We start from the raw sequence: 24104 nt of genomic DNA, 5'->3' as shown, positions 1-24104 counted from the left end.
TTAATTTTGCTTTTGAAAAAACATATAGAATTTGCCAATGAAAAAAATTGCCATCATTCCGCTTCGTAAAGGATCAAAGGGAATACCAGGAAAAAATAAAAAGAAATTAGTTGGGCGCCCTTTATTTTCTTGGGTGCTTTCTGAGGCTATTTTTTCCAATTTAGATGAGGTTTTTGTATTTACTGATGATGTCGAAATTATTAATTATGTCAATCGGGAATACGCTTGGAGTTCAAAAGTAAAAACAGTTTTGCGTTCGGAAAAAAATGCAAATGATACTGCTTCTACAGAAAGTGCAATGATTGAGTTTGTTGAAAATCTAACAACTGATTTTGAAATTCTATGTTTATTGCAAGCAACATCTCCTTTTACTCGTTCTACGGATATCAATGCTGTTTTGAAAGAAGTGATTGCTGGCCGAGACTCAGCTTTAACAGTAGTGAATACACATCGATTTACTTGGAATGCAAATGGAACACCTCAAAACTACAATGTCTTTGAACGACCAAGACGTCAGGATTTTGAAGGATTGTTAATAGAAAATGGCGCTATTTATGCGACGACCAAAAAAGCTTTTTTAGAAACAAAAAATCGAGTGAGTGGCAGTATTGGCCTTCTGGAGATGTCTGAAGATAGTTTAACTGAAATAGACTCAATGACAGATTGGTTTATTGTTGAAAATTTACTAGTGCAACGCTTGAAACGCGAGAAACAACAAAAACGTATTGACTATTTAGTTTTGGATGTTGATGGCGTATTTACTGATGGACGTGTAGCTTACGATAAAAATGGTGAAGACTTTAAGGTGTTTGACATGCGAGATGGTATGGGATTAGAAATACTTCGTCAAAATAATGTTAAAGTAATCGTTTTGACTTCAGAAAATTCTGAATTAGTGGCACAACGTATGAGAAAGTTACAAATTGAAGACACATTTTTAGGAGTAAAAGATAAATATAGTTTTTTACAGCATTATTTGCAGATGGGAGAAATTCCAAGAGGCGCACTAGCCTATGTGGGTGATGATGTAAATGATATGGCTAATATGTGTAGCGTGGGATGGTCATTTGCTCCTGCTAATGCCGTTGATGCCATAAAACAAAACGCTGATTTAGTATTAACCAATATTTCAGGCGCAGGAGCAATTCGAGAAGTATGCGAATGGATTATGAAATACAACGTCAGGTATTAATTAATTTTCTCATTTGAAAATTAAAAAAAATAAAAATTAAAAAATAAAAATTTAAATAAAATAAAGAAATGAAAAATTACAAAGCCCCATATGTAATTGCAGAAATTGGATGTAATCATAAAGGAGATTTAGAGATTGCAAAAGAATTGATTCGCATGGCAAAAATTTATTGTCAAGCTGATGCAGTAAAATTTCAGAAACGAAACAATGTTGAATTGTTAACAGAAGCGCAATATAATGCACCGCATCCTAATCCAGCAAATTCATACGGACACACTTATGGAGAACATCGCGAATATTTAGAATTTAACCTTGAGCAACATGCTGAGTTGAAAGAATATTGTGAATCTTTAGAAATTACATATTCTACTTCCGTATGGGATTTGACTTCAGCAAAGGAAATAGCCTCTTTACAGCCAGATTTTATTAAAATTCCATCGGCATGTAATAATAATTACGATATGTTGTCTTGGTTGTGTGAAAACTACCGCGGCGAAATTCATATTTCAACAGGAATGACAACAAAATCTGAAACAGACGATTTAGTAAACTTTTTTGTTGAGAAAAATCGTAATCAAGATCTAGTTCTGTATAACTGTACTTCAGGCTATCCTGTTCCATTCGAAGATGTATGTTTGTTGGATATTAATTTACTAAAGGCAAAATACGAAGAAAATGTAAAGCATATTGGTTTTTCTGGACATCATTTAGGAATCGCAGTAGATGTAGCCGCATACACTTTAGGAGCAAATATCATTGAAAGACATTACACCCTAGATCGAACATGGAAAGGTACTGATCATGCAGCCTCACTAGAGCCAGAAGGTTTGCGTAAACTTGTTCGCGACTTGAAAGCTGTTAATAAAGCCTTAACCTTTAAAACACAAGATGTTTTGCCTATTGAACAAGTACAAAGAGAAAAATTAAAAAATCAAAAAGTTTAAATTTTAGAGTTAAAGGTTTTACATGTCTTCAAAAAAAATAATGGTTTTCTTTCCTGATGGAGGAGGATTAAGAAATTTTGCCTATTCTTCATTTAAGGAAATAGGTGATGAATCGGGCTTTGAGATAATTTATTGGAATGCAAGTAATTTCCAGATTCAAGAAAATTTAGGGTTTAAAGAATTGAAAATTCAGAGTGGAAAGGTTCGACCACTAACACCTCTTTTTTTAAGAGCAAAAAAACATATTGAATTAAACCTTTGGAAAAAAGAATTTAATGACTCAGTTTATGATAAATACAAATTTCCTTTCAGTTTTAAAGGAGTAAAAAAATCACTTACAAGTCTTTTTATACTTTTATTAATTCAACTTTATGCTTCGCGAAAAGGGTTGACTCGATTAATAAAAAAAATTAATAATCAAGAACGAAAAAATTCTCGTTATGAGTCTTACCAGAAACAATTGTTGGAAAATAAGCCAGAAATTGTATTTTGCTCTAACCAAAGAAATTCACAAGCAATTAGTGCGATTCTGGCAGCAAGAGATTTAGGGATCAAAACAGTTTGTTTTATACAATCCTGGGATAATGTTCCTAAGGCCATGAATGTTTATGAGGCTGATTATTATATGGTATGGAGTGACTTGATGAAAAATGAGTTACTAAAGTACTATCCAACAATAGCAGAAAATCAGGTTTTTGTTACAGGAACTCCCCAATTTGAACCTCATTTTGATGAAAGTTTATCTTTATCTAGAGAAGCTTTTTTTAAAGAACATAGTTTGGATTTGACTAAAAGATACGTTTGCTACTCTGGAGATGATTTCACTACCTCTCCTTTGGATCAGTATTATTTAGAAGATTTGATTAATGCAGTAAGAAGTCTAAATCTCGAGGGAGAAAATCTAGGAGTGATTTATAGAAGATGCCCTTTTGACAGTTCTGATAGATATAATCTCGTTTTAGAGCAAAATAAAGATGTAGTAGCCGTAATTGATCCATTATGGGAAAAAATTGATGGTGTTGGCGATTTAATGCCTCTTCCAGAAGATGCGCAATTACTGTATAATATTTGTGAGCATAGTGAAATGGTTGTAAATATTTGTTCGACTACCATTTTTGATTTTGTTATGCATAATAAGCCTTGTATTTACTTGAATTATGAACAGCCACAATTAAAAAAAGGAATTCGAGATATAGGGCAAAATTATGATTATGTACATTTTAGATCGATGCCAAGCAAGGAAGCAGCTGTTTTTTGTACTAGTAAAGAACAATTAAAAGAACAAGTTAAAAAAGTTATTAGTAATGAAATTTCTAATGTAGCAGAATGTAAAAAATGGCTTAGTACAGTGGCTGGAAAAGAACCTGAATTGGCTTCAAAAAAAATGTGGGAAGTTTTTAATCAAATGCTCTCATAAATTACATCTAATTATGCTTAAAAGAATAGCAATTATCTGCAATTATGAATTACTTCCGGAAAGAGTTGGAGGAATGGACTATTTTTTTTGGCAGTTTGATAAAAAATGCAAAGAAAATGAAATTGAAGTTGATTGGTTTTTTCCAAATTACTCAAATCACGGGAAATATTCAGAATTGAAGATTTACAGTTCAGCAACGAATGTCGAAAATGGTTTTCTAAAATTTCTTGAAGAAAACCAACCGCAGTATTCTCACATTATAACTCATTTTGTAGAATTATGTATGCCTTTTTTTAAAAAAGTAAAACAATTTTCAGCAGCAGAAATTATTGCCATCGATCATAACCCAAGGCCCTTGAACGGATATCCGTTTAAGAAAAGAATGAATAAAAAACTCAAAGGGTTGCTTTTTTCAAAATATATAAATCTGTTTATAGGTGTATCTGATTATACAAAAAAAGAGATTTTAAAGGATTTTGGATCACATTTGAAATCTAAAACTAAAGTGATTTATAATGGAGTAATTATCGATAAAATTTTAGTTCGAGAGAACAGAAATGTTTCTAAACCCACTTTTTTAGTAGCCTCGCACTTGAGGGAATCGAAAGGAATACAAGATTTGATTCAATCTGTTTCGTTTCTTCCTAATGAAATACAGAAAGAAATTAAAATTGATATTTATGGCGATGGACCTTTTGAAAATCAATTAATAAAGAAAATTGAAGAATATTCACTTCATAATTGCTTCTGTTTTAAAGGTAGTATGCCAAACTTGAATGAGATTTTTTTTTGCTACGATTATATGTTGCAACCAACACACATGGAGTGTTTTAGTTTATCTATTTTAGAAAGTCTCGCAGCAAATGTACCTGTTGTTACAACAGATGTAGGTGGAAATTCTGAGGTAATTACAAATGAAGAAAATGGATATATTTTTGAAGCAAAAAATGTCAAAGCCTTAACTAAAATTATTGAAGATATTTATTTAGGAAACAAAAAGATATCAATTAATACGAGAGAATTAATTTGCAATTCCTTTTCTTTGCCGAAAATGGTAAATGACCATTTTGAATTGCTTAAATAACAATAAGTTTACAATTTTATAAATACATAAATGTTTTTTAACTCATTAGCATTTGCTATTTTTTTGCCAATCGTTTTTTTCTTGTATTGGTTTGTTTTCAATAAAAACAAAAGCACACAAAATGCTTTATTAATTGTTGCTAGTTATTATTTCTATTCTTGTTGGGATTGGAGGTTTTTGTTTTTGCTTGTTTTTTCTACTTTCTTAGATTATTACACCGGAATTCAAATTGAAAAAGGGAAATCTGAAAATAGTCGCAAATTTTGGTTTTGGCTAAGTATCATAGTTAATCTGGGTTTTTTAGGGATTTTTAAATACTATAACTTTTTTGCCACTTCATTTTCAGATTTGCTAAATACAGTTGGCTTTAAGGCGAGCCCAATTTTATTGAAAGTGATTCTCCCTGTCGGAATTTCATTTTACACCTTTCACGGACTTTCGTATGTCATAGATATTTATTACAAAAGAATTAAAGCCGAATATAATTTTGTAGATTATTCTCTTTTCGTAAGTTATTTTCCACTTTTGGTCGCTGGTCCAATTGAACGAGCAACACATTTATTGCCTCAAGTAAAAATAAAACGAGAATTCGATTTTCAAATAGCAAAAGAGGGAATTTATCAAATTATTTGGGGTCTGGTTAAAAAAGTAGTTATTGCCGATACCTGTGCAACTTATGCAAATGCTATATTTGACCATTATACTTCAATGAATTCATTTTCATTAATTATGGGGGCAATTTATTTTGCATTTCAAATCTATGGAGACTTTTCTGGTTATTCAGATATTGCATTAGGGGTTTCAAAATTGTTCGGATTAGATTTATTACGAAACTTCAATTATCCTTATTTTTCGAGAGATATTGCCGAGTTTTGGCGTCGCTGGCATATTTCGCTTTCCTCTTGGTTTCGAGATTATCTATACATTCCATTAGGTGGCAGCAAAGGTGGGCTTTGGATGAAAATTAGAAATACTTTTATTATTTTTCTTGTGAGCGGATTTTGGCACGGTGCTAATTGGACGTATGTGATTTGGGGACTTATTAATGCGGTTTATTTTTTGCCTTTGCTGTTATCAAATAGCAATCGGAACAATATGGATGTTTTTCAGCTTAAATTTAATTTTGATTCAGCAAAAATTCTACTTAGTATTCTCTATACGTTTGGATTGACTTGTATTGCTTGGGTGTTTTTTAGAGCTAACACAATTACGGATGCTGTTTTATATTTAAAACGAATTGTGACTAATCGAGATTTCGGTTTTCAGTATTTGGATAATGAAAGATATAGTTATGAACTATTGCTATTAATTGGAATTTTTGTTTTAGTAGAATGGTTTAATCGTACAAAAGCAGAGCCAATTTCTGGAAAAAGAAGTTTGTTAAAAGTAGCCTTGGCAATTACTGCAATTATGGCTTTCGGGACTTATTCAGATTATAAAGAATTTATATATTTTCAGTTTTAATGAAGAAGTTTTTAATTTATACAGCAAAACTTGTAGCAATTGTTTTTGTAGTTGCTATTGCGCTTGACGGACTTTACACCTATATTTTTCTGCAATCACGAAATAGAGGAAAAATTGAAACTGTTGTTAATTCAAAAGCTCAAAAATATGATGTAGTAATCCTAGGGTCTTCAAGAGCAAATAACCATTTTGTGGCACAGATGTTTGAAGATAAAGGATTAAAGGCCTTCAATTATGGAATGAGTGGAGGGCATTTGTTTGAAGCGTCATTGATGTTGAAATTAATGATAGAACGAAAATATTCAATTAAAAATGTGATTCTGGAGGCCGATTTAAATTTAGCTAATGATCATATGGCCGATGGTATTTCTGCTATGTTTTTGCCTTATATCCATAATTCAACTCTAATTAAAGACCATTTTTCGACGCAACCAAATTTTAACGAGCTATACTATATTCCTTTTTATAGGTATATAAAATATGATTCTAAAATAGGATTTAGAGAAACATTTTTTACTGCAATTCATAAAAAGACCAGAATATTAGACAATTTAGGATATTACCCATTAGAGAAACATAAAAATGGCAATATGAAAAATAATATTGTCAATTTAAATCCGCTTCCTCACAATAAATATTATGAAGAAATAAAGAATATCTGTAAGGCGAATAATATCAATTTTATTCCGGTAATGACTCCAATGTGCGAAAATGTAGTTGGAATGAATTATTTTGAAAAGGTAGAAAAAGCTTATCCTGAAATTCATAATTACGAAAATGTAGTTGTTGAAAATAAATATTTTTCGTCTTGCGGGCATATGACAGATGAAGGAGCAAAGCTTTTCACAGCTCGAATTTTAAGAGACTTTTTTGATAAATAAATTATGAAAATAGCTTTTTTAACTCCAGAATATCCGCATGCTAAAACAGGCAGTTCAGGAGGTATCGGAACCAGTATCAAAAATTTAGCCATTGGGCTTGTAGCACATGGTATTCCAGTGCGAGTAATTGTTTATGGTCAAGAAAAAGATGCTTCTTTTGATGATAGTGGCGTTTTAATTCAGCAAGTTAAAAACGTAAAAATCAAAGGATTGTCGTGGTGGTTTACTAGGAAGAAATTGGAGCGAATTATCAATGAATTATATTCTAATAAAGAAATTGATTTAGTAGAAGCGCCAGATTGGACAGGAATAACTTCGTTTATTAAGCCAAATAAATGCCCAATAATAATACGGCTACATGGCTCAGATACCTATTTTTGTCATTTGGATAATCGCTCTGTAAAATGGAAAAATAAGTTTCATGAAAAAAGAGCTTTACAAAATGCTGATGCATTATTGTCCGTAAGCCAGTTTACAGCTGATAAAACGAATTTTGTTTTCGGCATAACTAAGAAATTTGAGATTGTTCCAAATTTAATTGATTCTCAATTATTTGACAATAAAAATGTTATAAATAATGAATCAGAACAAACTATCTTATATTTTGGAAGTCTTATTAGAAAAAAGGGGCTTTTAGAATTGCCCTTTATATTTAATAAAGTTGTCGAAAAAAAGCCTGACGCTAAATTAATCCTTATAGGGAAAGATGTGTCAGATATTATTTCCGGAAATTCATCAACATGGAAAATGATGCAAGAGCTTCTTTCAAATCAGGCTTTAAAAAATGTAGAATATCTAGGTAGTATTCCTCATAATGAAATAAAACAAAAAATTCAGCAATCAAAGATATGCATTTTTCCGTCTTTTGCTGAGGCCTTTCCGGTTTCTTGGCTAGAAGCTATGGCGTTAGAAAAACCAATAGTTGCATCAAATATTGGTTGGGCAAATGAAATGATTGATGATGGCAAAAGTGGCTTTTTAGTGAATCCTCAAAAACATAGTTTATACGCAGAACGAATAATTGAGTTTTTGGAAGATGATAATTTATGTTTAAAAGCAGGAAAAGAAGCAAGAAAAAAAGTTGAAGATTTTTTTGATATAGAAATTCTGGTTAAGAAAAATATTGAGTTTTATAAAACGATAAAAGTATAATTGAAATAAAAATGCATTTAAAGGAATTTATAACAAGTACCGAAGAAATTATATTTTATAATGGTCAGCCAGATTTTGCTAAACTAGAAGTTTTAGCCTCAGGTGCAGGAGATATTTGGCATAGTTCATTTGAGCAAGGATATAAAAATGCTTTTCCAGAACTTGTGTATCAAACAGCTGTTTTTTTTATGTTCATTAATGATTTTGATAATCTCAATGAGTGCGTAAGCTGGAGAGTCAATCCAAATCAGTTTGCAGTTCGTAAATCAGTTTGGGATCAATTACATGGTTTTGATGCAGAATATAAAAATGTTCAATTGCAAGCATTAGATTTTGGATATAATGCCTTACGTAATTCAGCAGCAATTCCACTTTATGTAAAAGGGCTTTTTGATAATAACTTGAAAGAAGAAATTAATATAACTACAAAAGATAGATACGTTTTTTTTAGAAAAAATTTCAAAATAGATCACTCCATTTTTATGTTGTATAGAGAAGGATTTTGGAAATGGAAAGAATGGAATGCTTTTTTTTATGCAAAAAAAGGTTATAAAAAATCTGCTCAAAAGCCGCTTATCATGCCTCGTGCATTATTGCCTATAGAAGGAAAACCGAGCGTAAGTTATATTATTCCTACAATGATGCGTCAGGATTTTACTTTGCAGTTGCTACAAGATTTAGCTGTTCAAACCTATCCGCTTTCTCAAGTTGTTATTGTTGATGCAACTCCAGTAAATGTAAGAGATGAAAAGGTATATCTGTCAGAAGATTTTCCATTTGAATTAATTGTAAAATGGCAAGAAACTAAAGGAAGTTGTAGAGCACGAAATGAAGCAATTGAATTATGCACAGGAGATTATATTGTTTTTGGAGATGATGATGTTCGAGTGCTTCCAGATTTTATTGAAAATCATATAAAAATTTTGCAGACTTATAAAGTGAACGCCTGTAATGGCTTAGACATACAAGCAGATAATCAGGAACAAACTTTGATGGATTTGCAAGAAAAACTGAAAAAAGTAGATGGAACAAGATGGAAAGCTGGAGCGAGTCCTTTTTTTAGTAATGCAAATTCTTGCGTAAAAACAGAATATGTTAAAGAGTTAGTGGGGAACGATATTAATTTTGATGGAGGTTATGGAGAAGACAGTGATTTTGGATTGTCATTATTTAAGTTAGGGCAAATTGTTCTTTATAACCCTTTTTCACCCAATTTGCATTTAAAACCGCCAGCAGGAGGTTATCGATTTTGGGGAACTCAATCAAAGATTTTGGGGAAAAAGAGAAAACCACAGCCATGGGAGTTAGATACTCCTGTAAAAAATATTCGGCCAGTACCGAGCCCAACTATTATGTATGGCATAGTGAAGCATTTTTCTGAACAGCAAGTATTAGAATATAAGTACAAGTATTTTTTTCTTTATCTATTTAAAGGATCAAAAAAAGGTTTTGTATATCGGTTTTTACGAATTCCGTACAAAAACCTTCAGTTTAAGAAATCACTTTTTTATGCTAAAAAATTAAACGATTTAGGAATTAGACACAAATAAGACATGAAATTTTCCTTAATTATCTGTACATATATGCGCCCTGAACCATTGCTTAAGCTTTTGCAATCGGTCCAGAAACAAAGTATTTATCCTGATGAAATTTTAATAATTGATGGATCTACAAACAATAAAACTAAAATTGTTTTAGAGGAAAATCAATTCAAAAAATTAAAATATTTTTTAGTCAATGATTCAAATCGAGGCCTTACGAAACAAAGAAATTTCGGTATTAAAAATGTTAATGAAAATATTGAAATAGTTTGCTTTTTAGATGATGATACGATTTTGGAGTCTGATTATTTTGAAAAACTATTAGAAACCTATGAAATATTTCCTGAAGCTCTTGGAGTTGGAGGTTATATATGCAATGAAGTAAAATGGGAAAAAACTTCTGAGAATTATATGCCAAAAAATAATGAATTTTATTTTGATGGTTGGAAACGCTCAGACGGAAGTCGGTTTATTCTCCGAAAAAAACTTAATTTAGACAGCAATTGTCCACCAGGGTTTTCTCCTTTGTATTCACACGGGAGAAGTGTTGGTTTTTTACCTCCATCAGATAAAATATATCAGGTCGAACAATTAATGGGAGGAGTTTCGTCTTTTAGAAAATCTGTTTTTGAAAAATTTTCGTTTTCAACTTATTTTGAAGGGTATGGTTTGTACGAAGATGCAGATTTTACATTAAGAGTTGCAAAAACAGGAAAATTATATTTGAACACCAGAGCAAAACTCGCTCATTTTCATGCTAATTCAGGTCGGCCAAATCAATACCATTATGGTAAAATGGTGGTGCGAAATGGCTGGTATGTCTGGCATGTAAAAAATCCTAATCCGAAAGCTAAAGATCGCTTGAAATGGAATGCTATAACTATTTTACTGGCTACAATCCGTTTTAGTAATGTTCTTACTGATACGAATAAAAAAGCAGCTTTTACAGAAGCTTTGGGCAGAACCATTGGCTGGTGGAGTTTGCTTTTTAATAAGCCGTCTTTATTGTCATAATTTACCTTAATAAAAAAAACTGCAATTGTGAAATTAGAATTGTCATCATGGACACACCATCTGAATCAACTAATTTATTCTTATTTTTACTTCTGTAAAATTGAAAAAATTAATGTTAATATAGTTCGAAACAGCGCTGTAAAATTTAATGGTGCTATATTGCATATAGATAATAAAACAATCTTTTTTGATTATTCTGATGATATTAATTTCATAGATATTCCTCATAATTTTGACTATTATTTTAAAAGATCTTTGTTGGCAGATCATAAAAAAGCAAACATCTTTCCATTAAATTTTAATGTTCCAATGACTTATAAAAGTCTTGGCTTGCTTATGAACTTGAAATCTGATTTTTTATTTGATAAAAGAAATAGAACAGAGCTCATAAGAGCATTGGACAAGTTTTCACTATTTACAAATTCATCGCATTCAGTTTTGGATATTAAAAGATATCCAAGAGAAACTGTTGATTCTGGTGGGAATATAATTTTTCATACCAGATTATGGAATCCAGATAATCACTCAGATGAAGATGAGAAGGAGCGTAGAAGGAATCAAAATGACTTTAGGATTAATGCTTGTCGTGTGATAAAGAAAACATTTAAAAATGCTTCAGTCGGGTTATCCTCCGATGAACTTTCTAATCAATTAGCTCCTGATTTGATATTAGATGCAAAACATTCAAATAAAAATAATTATTTAAAAATGTTAAATAACTATGATATTTGTATTGCTGATGATGGTCTTAAAGATACTCCGGGATGGAAAATCGGAGAATATCTTTTATTTGGAAAAGCGATTATAACAACTCCAATAAATGTTGTTATCGATAAATTCGAAAAACACATAAATTATGAGAAATTAAGCACTCGCAATTCTTATTTAGAGTTGCCTGAGAAGATAGATTATTTGCTCACCGGAAAAAAATATCTGGAAATGGGAAGCAATAATTTGAAATGGAGCGAAGAATACTTACATCCAAAAAATTATATCCAAAGAATACTTTCGAAAGTTAAAGATCTTGACTAGTCTCTATAAATGAAATTTTTAATAATTACACATGTAGAACATCTTAAAGAAGGTAATCATTATTTTGGTTACGCTCCGTATGTTCGCGAAATGAATATTTGGTTCAAATATATAGATGAGGTGATTATTGTTGGGCCTTTATTTAAAAACAAACCTACGGCGATTGATCTTGCTTATCAGCATCAAAAGATAGATTTTAGGAAAATACCTGGTTTCAATTTTACTAATTTTACGAATATTCTGATATCTGCATTTAAATTACCAATAATTTTTTGGAGAATATTTTGGGCGATAAAAAATGCAGACCATATTCACTTACGTTGCCCAGGCAATGTAGGCTTGATAGGGTGTATAGTTCAGATTTTTTTTCCAAGAAAACAAAAAACCGCTAAATATGCTGGAAATTGGGATTCAAAAAGTAAACAACCCTGGACATATAAATTACAAAAATACATTTTAAACAATACCTTTTTGACACGAAATATGAAGGTATTGATTTATGGGGAATGGAAAAATCAATCTAAAAATATAAAACCATTTTTTACAGCAACTTATTCTGAAATTGAAAAAGAAGTAATTTTAAAGAATGATTTAGATGAAACACTTGAATTTATTTTCGTTGGAAGTTTAGTTATTGGTAAAAATCCTCTTTATGCTATTAAATTAGTTCAAAAATTACTTAAAAGTGGGAAAAGTGCAAATTTGAATTTGTATGGTGATGGTGTTGAGAAAAATAATATAGAGATTTATATTAAAGAAAATAAACTAGAGAAGAATATTTTTTTGCATGGAAATCAAGATAAGGAAATAGTAAAAAAAGCTTATCAAAAAAGCCACTTTGTAATATTACCCTCAAAAAGCGAAGGTTGGCCAAAAGCAATTGCTGAAGGAATGTTTTGGGGTTGTGTTCCTCTTGCCACTAAAGTTTCGTGCGTGCCATTTATGCTTGATTATGGGGCTAGAGGTGTTATGCTCGAAATGGATTTGGAAAAAGATTTTACACAAATAAATACACTTCTTAAAAATCATGAAATTTTTATAATGAAAAGTAAGCATTCACAAGAGTGGTCTCAAATCTATACAACTGATTTTTTTGAAAAAGAAATAAAAAATTTGCTTTAAATCATGAGAATTGTACAACTGATTGATTCTTTGGAAGCTGGTGGAGCTGAGCGTATGGCAGTTAATTATGCTAATGCATTGTCAAGAAAAATCGAATTTTCAGGTTTGATTGCTACTAGAAGAGAAGGGCTATTAAAGAACCAGCTCGATAAAAATGTTGCTTATCAGTTTTTAAATAAAAAGAAATTAATTGATTTAAAAGCTTTATTCAAAACAAGATCCTATATTAAAAAGCATAAAATTGATCTTATGCATGCACATAGTTCTTCGTTTTTTTTAGCTATGCTCGTTAAATGTCTTGTACCAAGAGTTAAAATAATCTGGCATGATCACTACGGAATTTCGCAGGATTTAGAGATGAGAAAAAATCTTGGTTTGAAAATAGGATCACTCTTTTTTACCGGTTCTATTGCGGTTAATTCGTCATTGAAAAAATGGGCAGAGTCTTATTTATGGTGTAAAAATGTTGTTTTTCTTCCAAATTTTATTGAAGACGTTATCTATTCAAATGAAATTCCAATTTTAAAAGGAAATGATGGTAAAAGAATTGTCTGTGTAGCCAATCTTCGTCCGCAAAAAAATCATGAATTATTAATTAACGTCGCGCATTTAATCAAAGAAAGATACCCTGAATGGACTTTTCATTTCTTTGGAAAAGATTTTGAAGATGATCATTCTGAAAAAATCAAGAAATTAATTGATGATTTGAAATTAGAGCAATCTATTTTCCTTTATGGTACGGTCAATAATGTTGGTTTTGTATTGAAACAATGTGATATTGCCGTCTTGCCCTCGTTATCAGAAGGTCTTCCTTTAGCAATTTTAGAATATGGATTGTATAAAAAAGCAGTGATAGCGACAAATGTTGGTCAAATTTCAAAAATAATAACTTCTGAAAAGAAAGGGTTACTTGTTGAATCTAATGATATAAAACAATTTTCAGAATCAATCATTAGACTGATCAAAAATAGCGAGGAAAGAGCAGAAATGGGATTGAATTTGTATAATGTTATTGAGTCAGAATATTCTCAAAAATCAATTATTAGGAAATACTTAATATGGTTGAATTCTTTGACTAATTTTGCTCTCAAAATTTCAATTTAATTGTTTTGATGAAAAATACCAAACTTTCATATTTTTTTCTTGTCTTAATTCATGCATTTATTGCAGTGACAATTTTTATAATGCCTTTTCTTTCTAAGGTTTATGCTTTATTAATTCCTATAATAGGTTTTTTTATCGTCTTAACAACAAAAAACAATAATAATGAAGTTTTGCTGGTTTGTGCATATTTGGTTGGAGCAGAAGTTTTTTTAAGAATGACAGGAGGGAACCTTAATAATGAGTATGTCAAGTTTAATCTTGTTTTTTTTATGTTTTTAGGTATGGTTTATAAAGGTTTCTCTTCAAATTCATTTGTTTATTGGGTTTTCCTTATTTTCCTTATTCCATGTATACTAGTGACATCGACCGCAGAAGGTTATAATTTTGATATAAAGAAATTATTGTTTTTTAATCTTTCTGGACCAGTTTGTTTGGGCATTTGTTCCATATATGCTTTTAGTAGACGAATTCAGTTCTCTAGTGTCCAGAAGATTCTTTCTGTGATGGGATTACCAATTTTAACCACGACAGTTTATCTGTTTCTTTATAACCCGAGTGTGAGAGATGTAGTTACAGGAACAGAATCTAATTTTGAAACTTCCGGGGGATTTGGTCCGAATCAGGTTTCAACAATTTTAGGTTTAGGAATTTTTATTTTTTTTACACAATTGGTATTGTTTTCAAAATCCATCAAAGAAATAGTTTTAAATACGTTTTTATTAATATTTGTAAGTTATCGTGGAATTGTGACTTTTTCAAGAGGAGGAGTGATAACTGGAATTGTAATGATTATTTGCCTTTTGTTTTTGGTGTATCAATTTTCTAATGCAAAAGGAAAGGGGAAATTTGTTCTGGTGGCTGTTTTAACAGCATTAATGGGAATTGGAATTTGGACCTATAGTTCGATTCAAACCAGTGGGCTTATAGAGAAACGTTATGCAAACAAAGATGCTCTAGGAAGAGATAAAAAAAGTAAATTAAGCGGTCGTGAAGAAATTATGGACTCAGAAATTAAGCTTTTTTTAGATAATCCGATTTTAGGTGTAGGTGCTGGAATGGGTAAAGAAATACGAAAAGAATCTGGAACCGTAATCGCCTCTCACAATGAAATAACCAGAATGCTAGCAGAGCATGGAATGTTTGGTGTTTTTTGCTTGATGATATTGTTTATAACCCCACTGATTCATTTTCTGAATAATAGACAACATATCTATTGTCTGTCTTTTTATCTCTTTTGGTTATTAACCATAAATCATGCTGCAATGCGAATCGCCGCACCTGCATTTGTTTATGCCTTATCGTTGCTTTCGGTACGAATTATATTACCTGAAAAAGCGGAGAAATCAGATGCTTAAATTATAATTTTTATAATACATTTGCGTTGAAGAAAAAGTCCCCAACTTTAAAACTTACAACTTATCATGGCACAAAAAAAAATGCATTTCGAGATTTCGGAACGGAAAATATTATTGCGAATTTTTGATGCTGCTTTTATTTTAACAGGCTTGTATGTATTGCATTTTTTGTTTGATAACCGCTATTACATTTTAGATTGGAATTATTTTTATAGACCAATATTATTAGTTGCCTATATCTTTATTTTCGGATTAATCTTCGAAATGTATAATCTCCAAGTTTCGAGCAATCAAGTACAAATACTTCGAAGTGTTATTCTAACTGTTACCGCTTCAATTATTGTATATTTATTTACACCTATTTTATCGCCAGAACTTCCAAAGAAACGTTTGGTAATTCTGGTTTTTTATTTTACAGTGCTCGGCTCATTATTAGCATGGAGATTTTTTTATGCTATTTTTTTAGCCTCACACCGTTTCTCACAAAATGTTGTTTTAGTATGCGACAAGGATCAAGTTGAAGGATTAGTTTCAGATCTTGAAAATGTTGATCCGCATTATAATATAATTGGTTTTGTGAGTTCTGATTCATCTACTGATGAAACTAATGATTTTAATTATGTTAAGGAAATCAACAAACAGGATTTAGAAAATTTTGTGCTTCATCATAATGTTTCAGAAATTGTAATTGCTGCCCAAAAAACAGATGGTATTACTGCTGATCTCTATCAGCAGTTGCTTCATTTACTAGAGTCTGGAAATATTATAAAAGAATATACGCACGTTTATGAAAGTAAAACGCAACGTATTCCTGTGCATTATATTGAGCGTGATTTTTATCGCTTTTTCCCTTTCAGCCGAAGTAACAGTAATAAATTGTATTTAGTTACGACTCGTTTAATAGAGTTTGCCCTCTCTTTTGTAGGTCTGATATTTTGCATTGTTTTTATTCCGATTGTTTTTATTGGAAATCTTATTGCAAATAAAGGAAGTTTGTTTTACACGCAAGAAAGAGTAGGTAAGAATGGAGCTGTTTTTAAGATTTATAAGTTTAGAACAATGATCGAAAATAGTGATGTGAATGGTCCGTTTGCACAATCAAATGATCGAAGAGTTACACCATTTGGAAGATTTATGCGCAAATCAAGATTAGATGAATTGCCACAGTTTTTCAATGTTTTGATTGGTGATATGGGCGTAATTGGGCCACGTCCTGAACGTCCTTATTTTGTCAATGAAATTGCTAAAATAATGCCTTTTTATGAAACTCGTCACGTCATAAAACCTGGCTTGACAGGCTGGGCGCAAGTAAATTATTCGTATGGAGAATCAATCAATGAAAGCTTGGTAAAACTTCAGTACGATTTATATTATATTAAACACCGAAGTATTTTTTTAGATTTAAGCATTACCTTCAAAACCATTACAACAGTTTTGTTTTACCGCGGACAATAAATTTTTAGATAATAATCGGAATTCTTTTTTTGTTTCTGATTGCTACTCTTACTAAAACAAATCCGCTGGTAATAATCATTGGCAAAACAATGAAAAAGTGCGCTTTGTTGATTAGAAACAACGTATAAATCAGTAAAAACATTAAATGTAAAACGGCAAATCGATACGTCCATTTTTTGTTTTTTACAATTGAGAAAACAAGCAAAATCAACAGTAACGGACTAAACAAAAGGACATTGTAATTCATTGCTAATTCGTGGTGAAAAGAATAAAACCCAACTGCCACAAAAAATACTCCCATTAAAGATAAAATCAAAAGATAGATTTTATCGACTACTTTGTTTTTTGCCAAAACTACAAAGCCAAGTATAAAAAGATACGTATAAACATTATTCCACCATGATGAAGGCGTTTCTTTCTCAAAACTCAAAAGGGTTTGACTTTCTTTTGCTAAAGGATGATTTTGAAAAGTAGTTTTTGCTAAACTGTTTTTCAATTCAAAAGGCAGAAATATTTTTGTTCCTAATTGATCTACTTTAGTGCCGAAAATAATGCTGGTTCCTAGTTTGTCATAAAAATGTCCGTCAAAATACGGGAATAATATCGAACGATATGTTTTGTCTGTATCACCTTTTTTAGTGATTATATTTCCGTTTAAACTTTTATTGATAATATCGACAACCATCGAAGTGCAGTTTTTATCAATGAATTTATAGGTATAATAACGATCTTCAGAAAGCAAAGTAGCATTCAAATTGTCAAAAAGTTTTTGTTTTGATTCTTGCGGAATAATCAATTCTTGCTCAAAAACACTTCTCTTCTCGTAATTATATTCATTCATAAAATCAATAAATGGATGAGTAATTACAAAATACTGTAAATCCCCTTTTGCAAATTTGGCTACGAAATTTGGCGTTCTAAAATCAAAAGCGCCATAATTATAAACGTAGTCAATATTATTTATAGGATCAGCAACGCGAATTGCAGTATGACCAAAATAAGAATAAGTCTCATTTCCAAGTCCGCAGGTTAGAACGCTTATTTTAGCATCTTTAGATAAAGACACATTTTGGCTGTAGCCAATGAAACTCATTAAGAATAGTAAACAAAAAAGTGTTTTTTTGAAAAGGACATTTTTCATAATTTAAAATTTTTAAGAAGTTTTATTGAGTTGCAAAAATCATCTAAAGATACCTAAATCTACTTTTAAGGAAAAAATATTCGAATACAATGCTGCGCTTTGATTTCCTAAATCGGTCAAAGCATAATCGACCTGAATGCCTTTGTATTTAAAGCCAAGGCCAATATTGGGTTGAAAATTTACTTTTTCGGTATTGTCCAATTGCATTACATTCTGGAAGTTTCCTGCTCCTGCTCTTAAAAATACAAGATCGGTATAGCCAAATTCAAAACCAATAGCGGGATCAATACTTACGGCTTTTGAAGAAATAATATCATTTGTTTGCTCAAATCGCATATTCAAATTTACAGCAGTCATAAGGCTGTAATCATTGTGAAAATCAAATCTTCGTGAAACTCCTAATTGTGCTTTTGGCAAGGTAATTTCAGTACTTTCGGGTAATTCGTTGTTTTCTCCGGGAATTGCATTGGCGATTTTTGCATATTCTTCCTCATCAATATTCCAGATATTATAAGTAGTCGTAATGTCGCGAAGCATCAATCCGAATTTCCAGTCATTTCGCTCAAATTGCAAGCCGAAATCAAAACCAAAACCCCAGGAATTGGCAAATTTCCCAATAATTCTTCGAATCACTTTTGCATTTACGCCATATTGAAAACCTTCAACAGGAAGTTTTCTTGCATAAGAAAATGTGAAACCATAATCAGCAGTCGAAAATAAGTTGATTCGGTTATAATCGATATTTCCTTGGTTGTCGATTAATTGAGTCGTGTCCATAATATCATCAACACCAAAACGAATCATCGAAATTCCCCAAGCGCTTCGATCGTCAATCGGGCTAGCATAACCAATGTAATCGTATTGCGCGATATTGGCGAAATAATTCGCGTGCATTAATGAAATTTGATGATCTTCAAGATGTGTTAATCCTGCAGGATTCCAGTAAACAGCATTGACATCGTTTGTTGAAGCGACAACAGCACTCGACATTCCTAATGCGGCCGCATCAACACCAATATTCATAAACTCATTCGAATATTTTCGAACGGTTTGTGCATACTGTGAAGCGAAACTCCAAAACAATAAAAACGCAAAAAGTTTTTTCAACGGCTATTTATTTGCAGACTGAGGCCTGTTTTTAATTTTTTCCAAAAATAGAATATTTTACTCAGCTAATTTCTGTCCTTCTGATAAATATCGAAAAGTTGTAATTTTAAAATTTATTTTTAACGGACTTGTTTTTTTTTGGGTATAAGTAATTTGTAACAAATTGTGAAAATTATTTATACAAATCATGTCGATGTCATTTTATTTTATCCGAAATTTGTTCCTTACCATTATCAAAATTTACAAAGATGAATATTAAAAAACACATTCCTAATTTAATCACTTTAATAAACCTTTTCTGTGGCTGTGTAGCCGTTGTTTTTATTTCTGAAGCCAAATATGAAATGGCTTTTTATATGGTTTGTCTAGGAATCTTTTTTGATTTTTTTGATGGTTTTTTTGCCAGATTATTTAAAGTTTCAAGTCCGCTTGGTCTGCAGTTGGATTCTTTGGCAGATATGGTTACCAGTGGTGTTGCGCCAGGTTACGTAATGTACACGATGTTTGCCAATAGCGGCCATCAATTAGGAACAAACGAATTTATTCCTCTTTTGGGATTCATCATTACTTTGGGTTCTTGTTATCGTTTGGCCAATTTTAATATTGATACACGTCAGACGGATTCATTTATTGGATTGCCAACGCCTGCAAATGCGCTCTTTATAATTAGTTTGAAAGTAGTTCTGGATATTTATGCAGGTTCATCACTTTTATTGCTGGAAATTTTAACCAATGAGTGGATTTTATTAGCAATAACTTTGTGTAGCGCTTATATTTTAAATGCTGAAATTCCGCTTTTTGCTTTAAAAATTAAAAAATTTACTTTCAAGGATAATGTATTGCAGATTGTATTTTTAGCAATTTCCCTTGTTTTGCTTTTATTGCTTCAATTTGGAGCTATTCCTGTTATTATTGCTTTTTATGTATTGCTGTCAATCATAAACAATATGTTTTTGAAAAAGTAGTTGTATCCGAATGGCAAGAAAAACAACTTATCGTAAAACCTATGCAAGAAAACCGGCTGGAAGATCTTTTTTCAGTAAGTTAATCCGTTTTATCGTGTTTGCTTTTTTAGCAGTGCTTTTCATTGGCACAATTTACCATTATCGAGCCGGATTAGCTTATTATCTCGGATTCAGATCAGGTAAGGTTTTAGATGAAAATGAGGTAGACAAGCACCTTTCTGATGTTCGAAATATTAGAGTTCTCGAAAATCACAAAGGAAAAGTTGTCGGATTTGATGTGTCTGAATTTCAAGGAAAAGTAGATTGGGAAGAAGTTGAAATTTTGGATGAAAAATACCCAGTGCAATTTGTTTTCATTCGAGCAACTGCCGGAAATGATTATGTAGACAGACAATTTAAAAGAAATTGGGAAGGAGCAAAAGAAAATAAAATCATGCGTGGCGCTTATCATTATTATCGTCCAAATGAAAATTCAATTGAACAGGCGAATCTTTTTATTAAAACTGTAAAACTGCAGAAAGGCGATCTTCCGCCGGTTTTGGATATTGAAAAATTGCCAAAAAATCAGCCTTTAGACAGTTTGAAAAAAGGTTTGAAACGTTGGCTGACGAAAGTCGAAAAACATTATCAGGTTCGCCCAATTATTTATTCTGGGGAAAGATATTATACAGATTTTCTAAAAGAAGAATTTAGCGAATATTTATTCTGGATTGCCAATTACAATTTCTACAGAGAAAAAATTGAAGATGATTGGCTGTTTTGGCAGTTTACAGAAAAAGCTTCTTTGCCTGGAATTAAACATCGAGTTGATGTTAATATTTACAATGGCGACTTAGAACAGTTGCAGTTTATTGCCGTGGAATAAGTTTGCAGTCACAGTCGCAGTTTTCAGTATTTTTATAAAGAATTTTTAGTTGCAGTTTTCAGTATTTTCTGAGACTGAAAACTGCGACTGAATACTTTTTTAAAACTCAAGTTTCTTTTTACGAAGTTCGAAGTTTTGTCCGAGATACACACGGCGAACCATTTCATCTTCGACTAATTCTTCTGGAACTCCGGCTTTCAGGATTCCTCCTTCAAACATTAGGTATGTTTTATCGGTAATTGCCAAGGTTTCCTGAACGTTGTGATCGGTAATCAAGATTCCGATGTTTTTGTTTTTTAATTGCGCCACAATTCTTTGGATATCTTCAACCGCAACAGGGTCAACTCCGGCAAAAGGCTCATCCAATAAAATAAATTTTGGGTCGGTTGCCAATGCACGAGCGATTTCAGTTCGACGGCGCTCTCCTCCGGAAAGTAAATCACCTCGGTTAGTACGAATATGTTCTAAGCTGAATTCTTCAATCAAACTTTCCATTTTTGCAATTTGTGCTTCTTTAGAAAGTTTTGTCAATTGCAAAACGCTCAGAATGTTGTCTTCAATACTTAATTTTCTAAAAACCGAAGCTTCTTGTGCCAAATAACCAATTCCTTGCTGTGCACGTTTGTACATCGGATAATCGGTAATATTCAAATCATCAAGATAAATATTTCCCTGATTTGGTTTTACCAATCCAACAATCATATAGAAAGAAGTGGTTTTTCCAGCACCATTCGGACCCAAAAGTCCCACAATTTCTCCTTGATTTACCTCAACAGAAATTCCTTTTACAACACTTCGTCCTTTGTAGGTTTTGATTAAATTATCGGCTCTTAGCTTCATTTTTTTAATTAGAAAATTAGATAATTAGAAAATTAGATAATTGAAAAAACTATCTGAAATTCAATTTTATAATTGATTTGAAAAGGCAAAATAAATGTAAAATAATCAATCGGGTAAATCAATTAACAAATTATTGCGTTTTCAAAATTTAGAATTTGTACTTCAAAATTAAATAATTAGCACATTTCAAGAGAAATTATCTAATTATCAAATCGGCACATTATCTAATTATTTGCCACTCTCTTCAAGCGCTTCCCAGAATTCGTAAGCTCTTCTTAAATGAGGAATAACGATTGTTCCGCCAACAAGAGTTGCGATTCCCATTGCTTCCATCATTTCTTCTTTAGAAACACCTTCTTTATAGCTTGTTTCTAAATGGTATTTTACACAGTCGTCACAACGTAAAACTGTTGAAGCAACTAAGCCTAAAAGTTCTTTTGTTTTTACATCAAGAGCGCCTTCTGCATACGCATTGGTGTCAAGGTTGAAAATTCGCTTCACAATTTTGTTATTGTCAGCTAGTAATTTTTCGTTCATTTTAGAACGATAGTCGTTAAATTCTTGAACTATATCAGACATTTTCTTTTAATTTATTTCGATAAACAATTTTTGAAATAAGAATACTTACTTCGTAGATAAGCAACATCGGAATTGCCACAATGGTTTGGCTTACAACATCCGGTGGTGTTACGATTGCGGCGATAATCAAAATGATTACTACAGCATATTTCCAATATTTTCTTAAGAAAGTAGGAGTTACTAATCCTAATTTGGTTAAGAAATAAATAGCGATTGGCAATTCAAAAAAGATGGCACTTCCGAGAATACTCGTTTTGACCATTCCCATATAAGATTCCAAGGTAAATTGATTTTTTACAATATCACTCACTGAGAAAGTGGCTACGAAATTCACTGACATAGGTATTACTACAAAATAGCCAAACAATACTCCTAAAAAGAAAAGCAATGATGAAACGAATATGAATAATTTCGCATTTTTTCTTTCTTTCTCATAAAGTGCAGGGCTGATAAATTTCCAGATTTCCCATAAAATATAAGGGAAACTTAATATGAATCCTGCCAAAAGACACATCCATACAAAGATATTTACTTGCCCTTCCATTTCGGTATTCTGAATAATGAAATTCAGCTCTGTAATACAAATGCTGTCTGCAAATCCTAATGAATGCGATAAGTCACAAAACCAAACATACGTAAAGAATGTTGGCCGAATTGGACCTAAAATAATTTGATCAAATAAATAATCACTAATAAAATAAGTAACAAATGCCATAATACATGTTGCAAGTGTACTTCTAACCAATAACCATCTTAGTTCTTCAAGATGATCCAAAAATGACATTTCGCCAAGATTTTTCTTTGCCATTATACGATTCCTTCTTTTAAAATGTCATGTAAATGTAAAACTCCTTTATATTCTCCGTTATCTGCAACGATCAATTGCGTAATCGAAAAGTCTTCTAAAATGTTCAAAGCATCGACAGCCATAGTTTCTGACGAAACTAATTTTGGGTTTTTTGACATAATGTCTTTTGCAGTTAAGTTAGCAATAGTATCTACGTCATTTAGCATTCTTCGGATGTCTCCGTCAGTAATAATTCCGATAATTTTGTTGTCTTCTATAACAGCTGTTACACCTAATCTTTTTTCTGAAATTTCAAAAATTACCTTTTTAACAGATGTTTCCGGAGTAACTTGAGGCTTCAACGAGTGCTCAATCATATCTTTAACTCGAAGCAACAATTTTTTGCCTAAAGCACCACCTGGATGATAAATTGCAAAATCTTCGGGTTTAAAATCACGCATTTCCATTAAACAAACTGCAAGTGCATCGCCCATGACAAGCTGTGCTGTTGTACTGTTAGTTGGTGCAAGATTTATTGGGCAAGCTTCAATTTCAACAGTTGTGTTGAGAACAAAATCAGAGCCTTTTGCCAGAAATGAAGTGATGTTTCCTGTTATTGCAATTAAGGTATTTCCAAATCGTTTTAATAACGGAACTAAGACCTTAATTTCAGGACTGTTCCCGCTTTTTGAAATACAGATTATTATGTCGTCATTTTGAATCATTCCCAAATCGCCGTGAATGGCTTCTGAAGCATGCAAAAACATCGATGGAGTTCCGGTAGAGTTAAAAGTAGCAACCATTTTTTGCGCAATAATGGCGCTTTTTCCGATTCCTGTAACGATCAAACGGCCTTTGCATTCGTAAATACGCTGAACGGCTTCGTAGAAATTTTCATCAAGAAAATCAATTAATTTTGTAATTGCCTCACTTTCAGATAGTATTGTTTTTTTGGCAATCGCCAATATATTTTCTTTTGAGATCAAAACAGAATATTTAAAATTTGTATGTATAAAAGAAAGTTGTATCTTTATGTGTTGCAAATTTATACAAAAATATCCAT

General features: G+C 31.6%; 22 protein-coding genes. 16 read left to right on the top strand and 6 right to left on the bottom strand.

Annotation, left to right across the window (positions count from 1 at the left end; all coding sequences use genetic code 11):
• Positions 1-37: 37 nt before the first annotated feature.
• The 14 genes from SCB73_RS03720 (at position 38) to SCB73_RS03655 (ending at position 16757) form a co-directional block, all read left to right on the top strand.
• Positions 38-1192, top strand: a complete 1155-nt coding sequence (locus SCB73_RS03720; RefSeq protein WP_320568806.1) for a cytidylyltransferase domain-containing protein — start codon at positions 38-40, stop codon at positions 1190-1192.
• 68 nt (positions 1193-1260) lie between these two features.
• Positions 1261-2136 carry an N-acetylneuraminate synthase family protein gene (locus SCB73_RS03715; protein WP_320568805.1) on the top strand — a complete coding sequence of 292 codons (876 nt, stop codon included), beginning with the start codon at positions 1261-1263 and terminating at the stop codon, positions 2134-2136.
• 22 nt (positions 2137-2158) lie between these two features.
• A complete protein-coding gene (locus SCB73_RS03710; RefSeq protein ID WP_320568804.1) occupies positions 2159-3553 on the top strand; it encodes a glycosyltransferase family protein in 1395 nt (464 codons plus the stop codon).
• 13 nt (positions 3554-3566) lie between these two features.
• Positions 3567-4637 carry a glycosyltransferase family 4 protein gene (locus SCB73_RS03705; RefSeq protein ID WP_320568803.1) on the top strand — a complete coding sequence of 357 codons (1071 nt, stop codon included), beginning with the start codon at positions 3567-3569 and terminating at the stop codon, positions 4635-4637.
• A 30-nt stretch (positions 4638-4667) separates the two neighbouring features.
• Entirely contained in the window at positions 4668-6101 is a 1434-nt protein-coding gene (locus SCB73_RS03700) for an MBOAT family O-acyltransferase (protein WP_320568802.1), read from the top strand.
• The gene (locus SCB73_RS03695; protein ID WP_320568801.1) at positions 6101-6982 is read left to right on the top strand and encodes a hypothetical protein; all 882 of its coding nucleotides are present in this window, start codon (positions 6101-6103) and stop codon (positions 6980-6982) included. The genes SCB73_RS03700 and SCB73_RS03695 overlap by 1 nt, the downstream gene beginning before the upstream one ends.
• Positions 6983-6985: 3 nt before the next feature.
• The gene (locus SCB73_RS03690; protein ID WP_320568800.1) at positions 6986-8134 is read left to right on the top strand and encodes a glycosyltransferase family 4 protein; all 1149 of its coding nucleotides are present in this window, start codon (positions 6986-6988) and stop codon (positions 8132-8134) included.
• Between the two features lie 11 nt (positions 8135-8145).
• Positions 8146-9684, top strand: coding sequence for a glycosyltransferase family 2 protein (locus tag SCB73_RS03685; protein ID WP_320568799.1), 1539 nt, complete (start codon positions 8146-8148; stop codon positions 9682-9684).
• 3 nt (positions 9685-9687) lie between these two features.
• Entirely contained in the window at positions 9688-10689 is a 1002-nt protein-coding gene (locus tag SCB73_RS03680) for a glycosyltransferase family 2 protein (RefSeq protein WP_320568798.1), read from the top strand.
• A gap of 27 nt (positions 10690-10716) precedes the next feature.
• On the top strand, positions 10717-11721 hold the full coding sequence (locus tag SCB73_RS03675) for a hypothetical protein (protein WP_320568797.1): 1005 nt from the start codon (positions 10717-10719) through the stop codon (positions 11719-11721).
• Between the two features lie 9 nt (positions 11722-11730).
• Positions 11731-12843 carry a glycosyltransferase gene (locus tag SCB73_RS03670; protein WP_320568796.1) on the top strand — a complete coding sequence of 371 codons (1113 nt, stop codon included), beginning with the start codon at positions 11731-11733 and terminating at the stop codon, positions 12841-12843.
• 30 nt (positions 12844-12873) lie between these two features.
• The gene (locus SCB73_RS03665) at positions 12874-13947 is read left to right on the top strand and encodes a glycosyltransferase family 4 protein (protein ID WP_320568795.1); all 1074 of its coding nucleotides are present in this window, start codon (positions 12874-12876) and stop codon (positions 13945-13947) included.
• Positions 13948-13955: 8 nt separating this feature from the next.
• On the top strand, positions 13956-15302 hold the full coding sequence (locus tag SCB73_RS03660; protein ID WP_320568794.1) for an O-antigen ligase family protein: 1347 nt from the start codon (positions 13956-13958) through the stop codon (positions 15300-15302).
• A gap of 63 nt (positions 15303-15365) precedes the next feature.
• Positions 15366-16757, top strand: a complete 1392-nt coding sequence (locus SCB73_RS03655; RefSeq protein ID WP_320570071.1) for a sugar transferase — start codon at positions 15366-15368, stop codon at positions 16755-16757.
• 4 nt (positions 16758-16761) lie between these two features.
• Here the strand turns inward: SCB73_RS03655 and SCB73_RS03650 are convergent, their stop codons facing one another.
• Positions 16762-17898, bottom strand: a complete 1137-nt coding sequence (locus SCB73_RS03650; RefSeq protein WP_320568793.1) for a lipoprotein N-acyltransferase Lnb domain-containing protein — start codon at positions 17896-17898, stop codon at positions 16762-16764.
• A 39-nt stretch (positions 17899-17937) separates the two neighbouring features.
• On the bottom strand, positions 17938-19005 hold the full coding sequence (locus tag SCB73_RS03645; protein WP_465221494.1) for a putative type IX sorting system protein PorV2: 1068 nt from the start codon (positions 19003-19005) through the stop codon (positions 17938-17940).
• Between the two features lie 248 nt (positions 19006-19253).
• Here SCB73_RS03645 and SCB73_RS03640 point away from each other — a divergent pair, with 248 nt between their 5' ends.
• Both SCB73_RS03640 and SCB73_RS03635 read left to right on the top strand, forming a co-directional pair.
• Positions 19254-19970: a CDP-alcohol phosphatidyltransferase family protein gene (locus tag SCB73_RS03640; protein WP_035650284.1), complete on the top strand. Its 717-nt coding sequence runs from the start codon at positions 19254-19256 to the stop codon at positions 19968-19970.
• 10 nt (positions 19971-19980) lie between these two features.
• Positions 19981-20835, top strand: a complete 855-nt coding sequence (locus SCB73_RS03635; protein ID WP_320568792.1) for a glycoside hydrolase family 25 protein — start codon at positions 19981-19983, stop codon at positions 20833-20835.
• Positions 20836-20934: 99 nt separating this feature from the next.
• Here SCB73_RS03635 and lptB read toward each other — a convergent pair whose 3' ends face one another.
• The 4 genes from lptB to SCB73_RS03615 all read right to left on the bottom strand — a co-directional run bounded on the left by lptB (position 20935) and on the right by SCB73_RS03615 (position 24027).
• Positions 20935-21675 (bottom strand): LPS export ABC transporter ATP-binding protein, encoded by a 741-nt coding sequence (gene lptB / locus SCB73_RS03630; RefSeq protein ID WP_012022391.1) that lies wholly within the window; start codon positions 21673-21675, stop codon positions 20935-20937.
• 228 nt (positions 21676-21903) lie between these two features.
• Positions 21904-22254: a carboxymuconolactone decarboxylase family protein gene (locus SCB73_RS03625; protein WP_320568791.1), complete on the bottom strand. Its 351-nt coding sequence runs from the start codon at positions 22252-22254 to the stop codon at positions 21904-21906.
• Positions 22247-23062 (bottom strand): twin-arginine translocase subunit TatC, encoded by an 816-nt coding sequence (gene tatC, locus SCB73_RS03620; protein ID WP_320568790.1) that lies wholly within the window; start codon positions 23060-23062, stop codon positions 22247-22249. Before tatC ends, SCB73_RS03625 begins: the two co-directional genes overlap by 8 nt.
• A complete protein-coding gene (locus SCB73_RS03615) occupies positions 23062-24027 on the bottom strand; it encodes a KpsF/GutQ family sugar-phosphate isomerase (protein ID WP_320568789.1) in 966 nt (321 codons plus the stop codon). The genes tatC and SCB73_RS03615 overlap by 1 nt, the downstream gene beginning before the upstream one ends.
• Positions 24028-24104 lie beyond the last annotated feature (77 nt).

The sequence above is a fragment of the Flavobacterium sp. KACC 22761 genome, from assembly GCF_034058155.1.
In the GTDB taxonomy this organism is placed as follows: Bacteria; Bacteroidota; Bacteroidia; order Flavobacteriales; family Flavobacteriaceae; genus Flavobacterium.
This window is presented reverse-complemented; position numbering and strand designations above follow the sequence as displayed.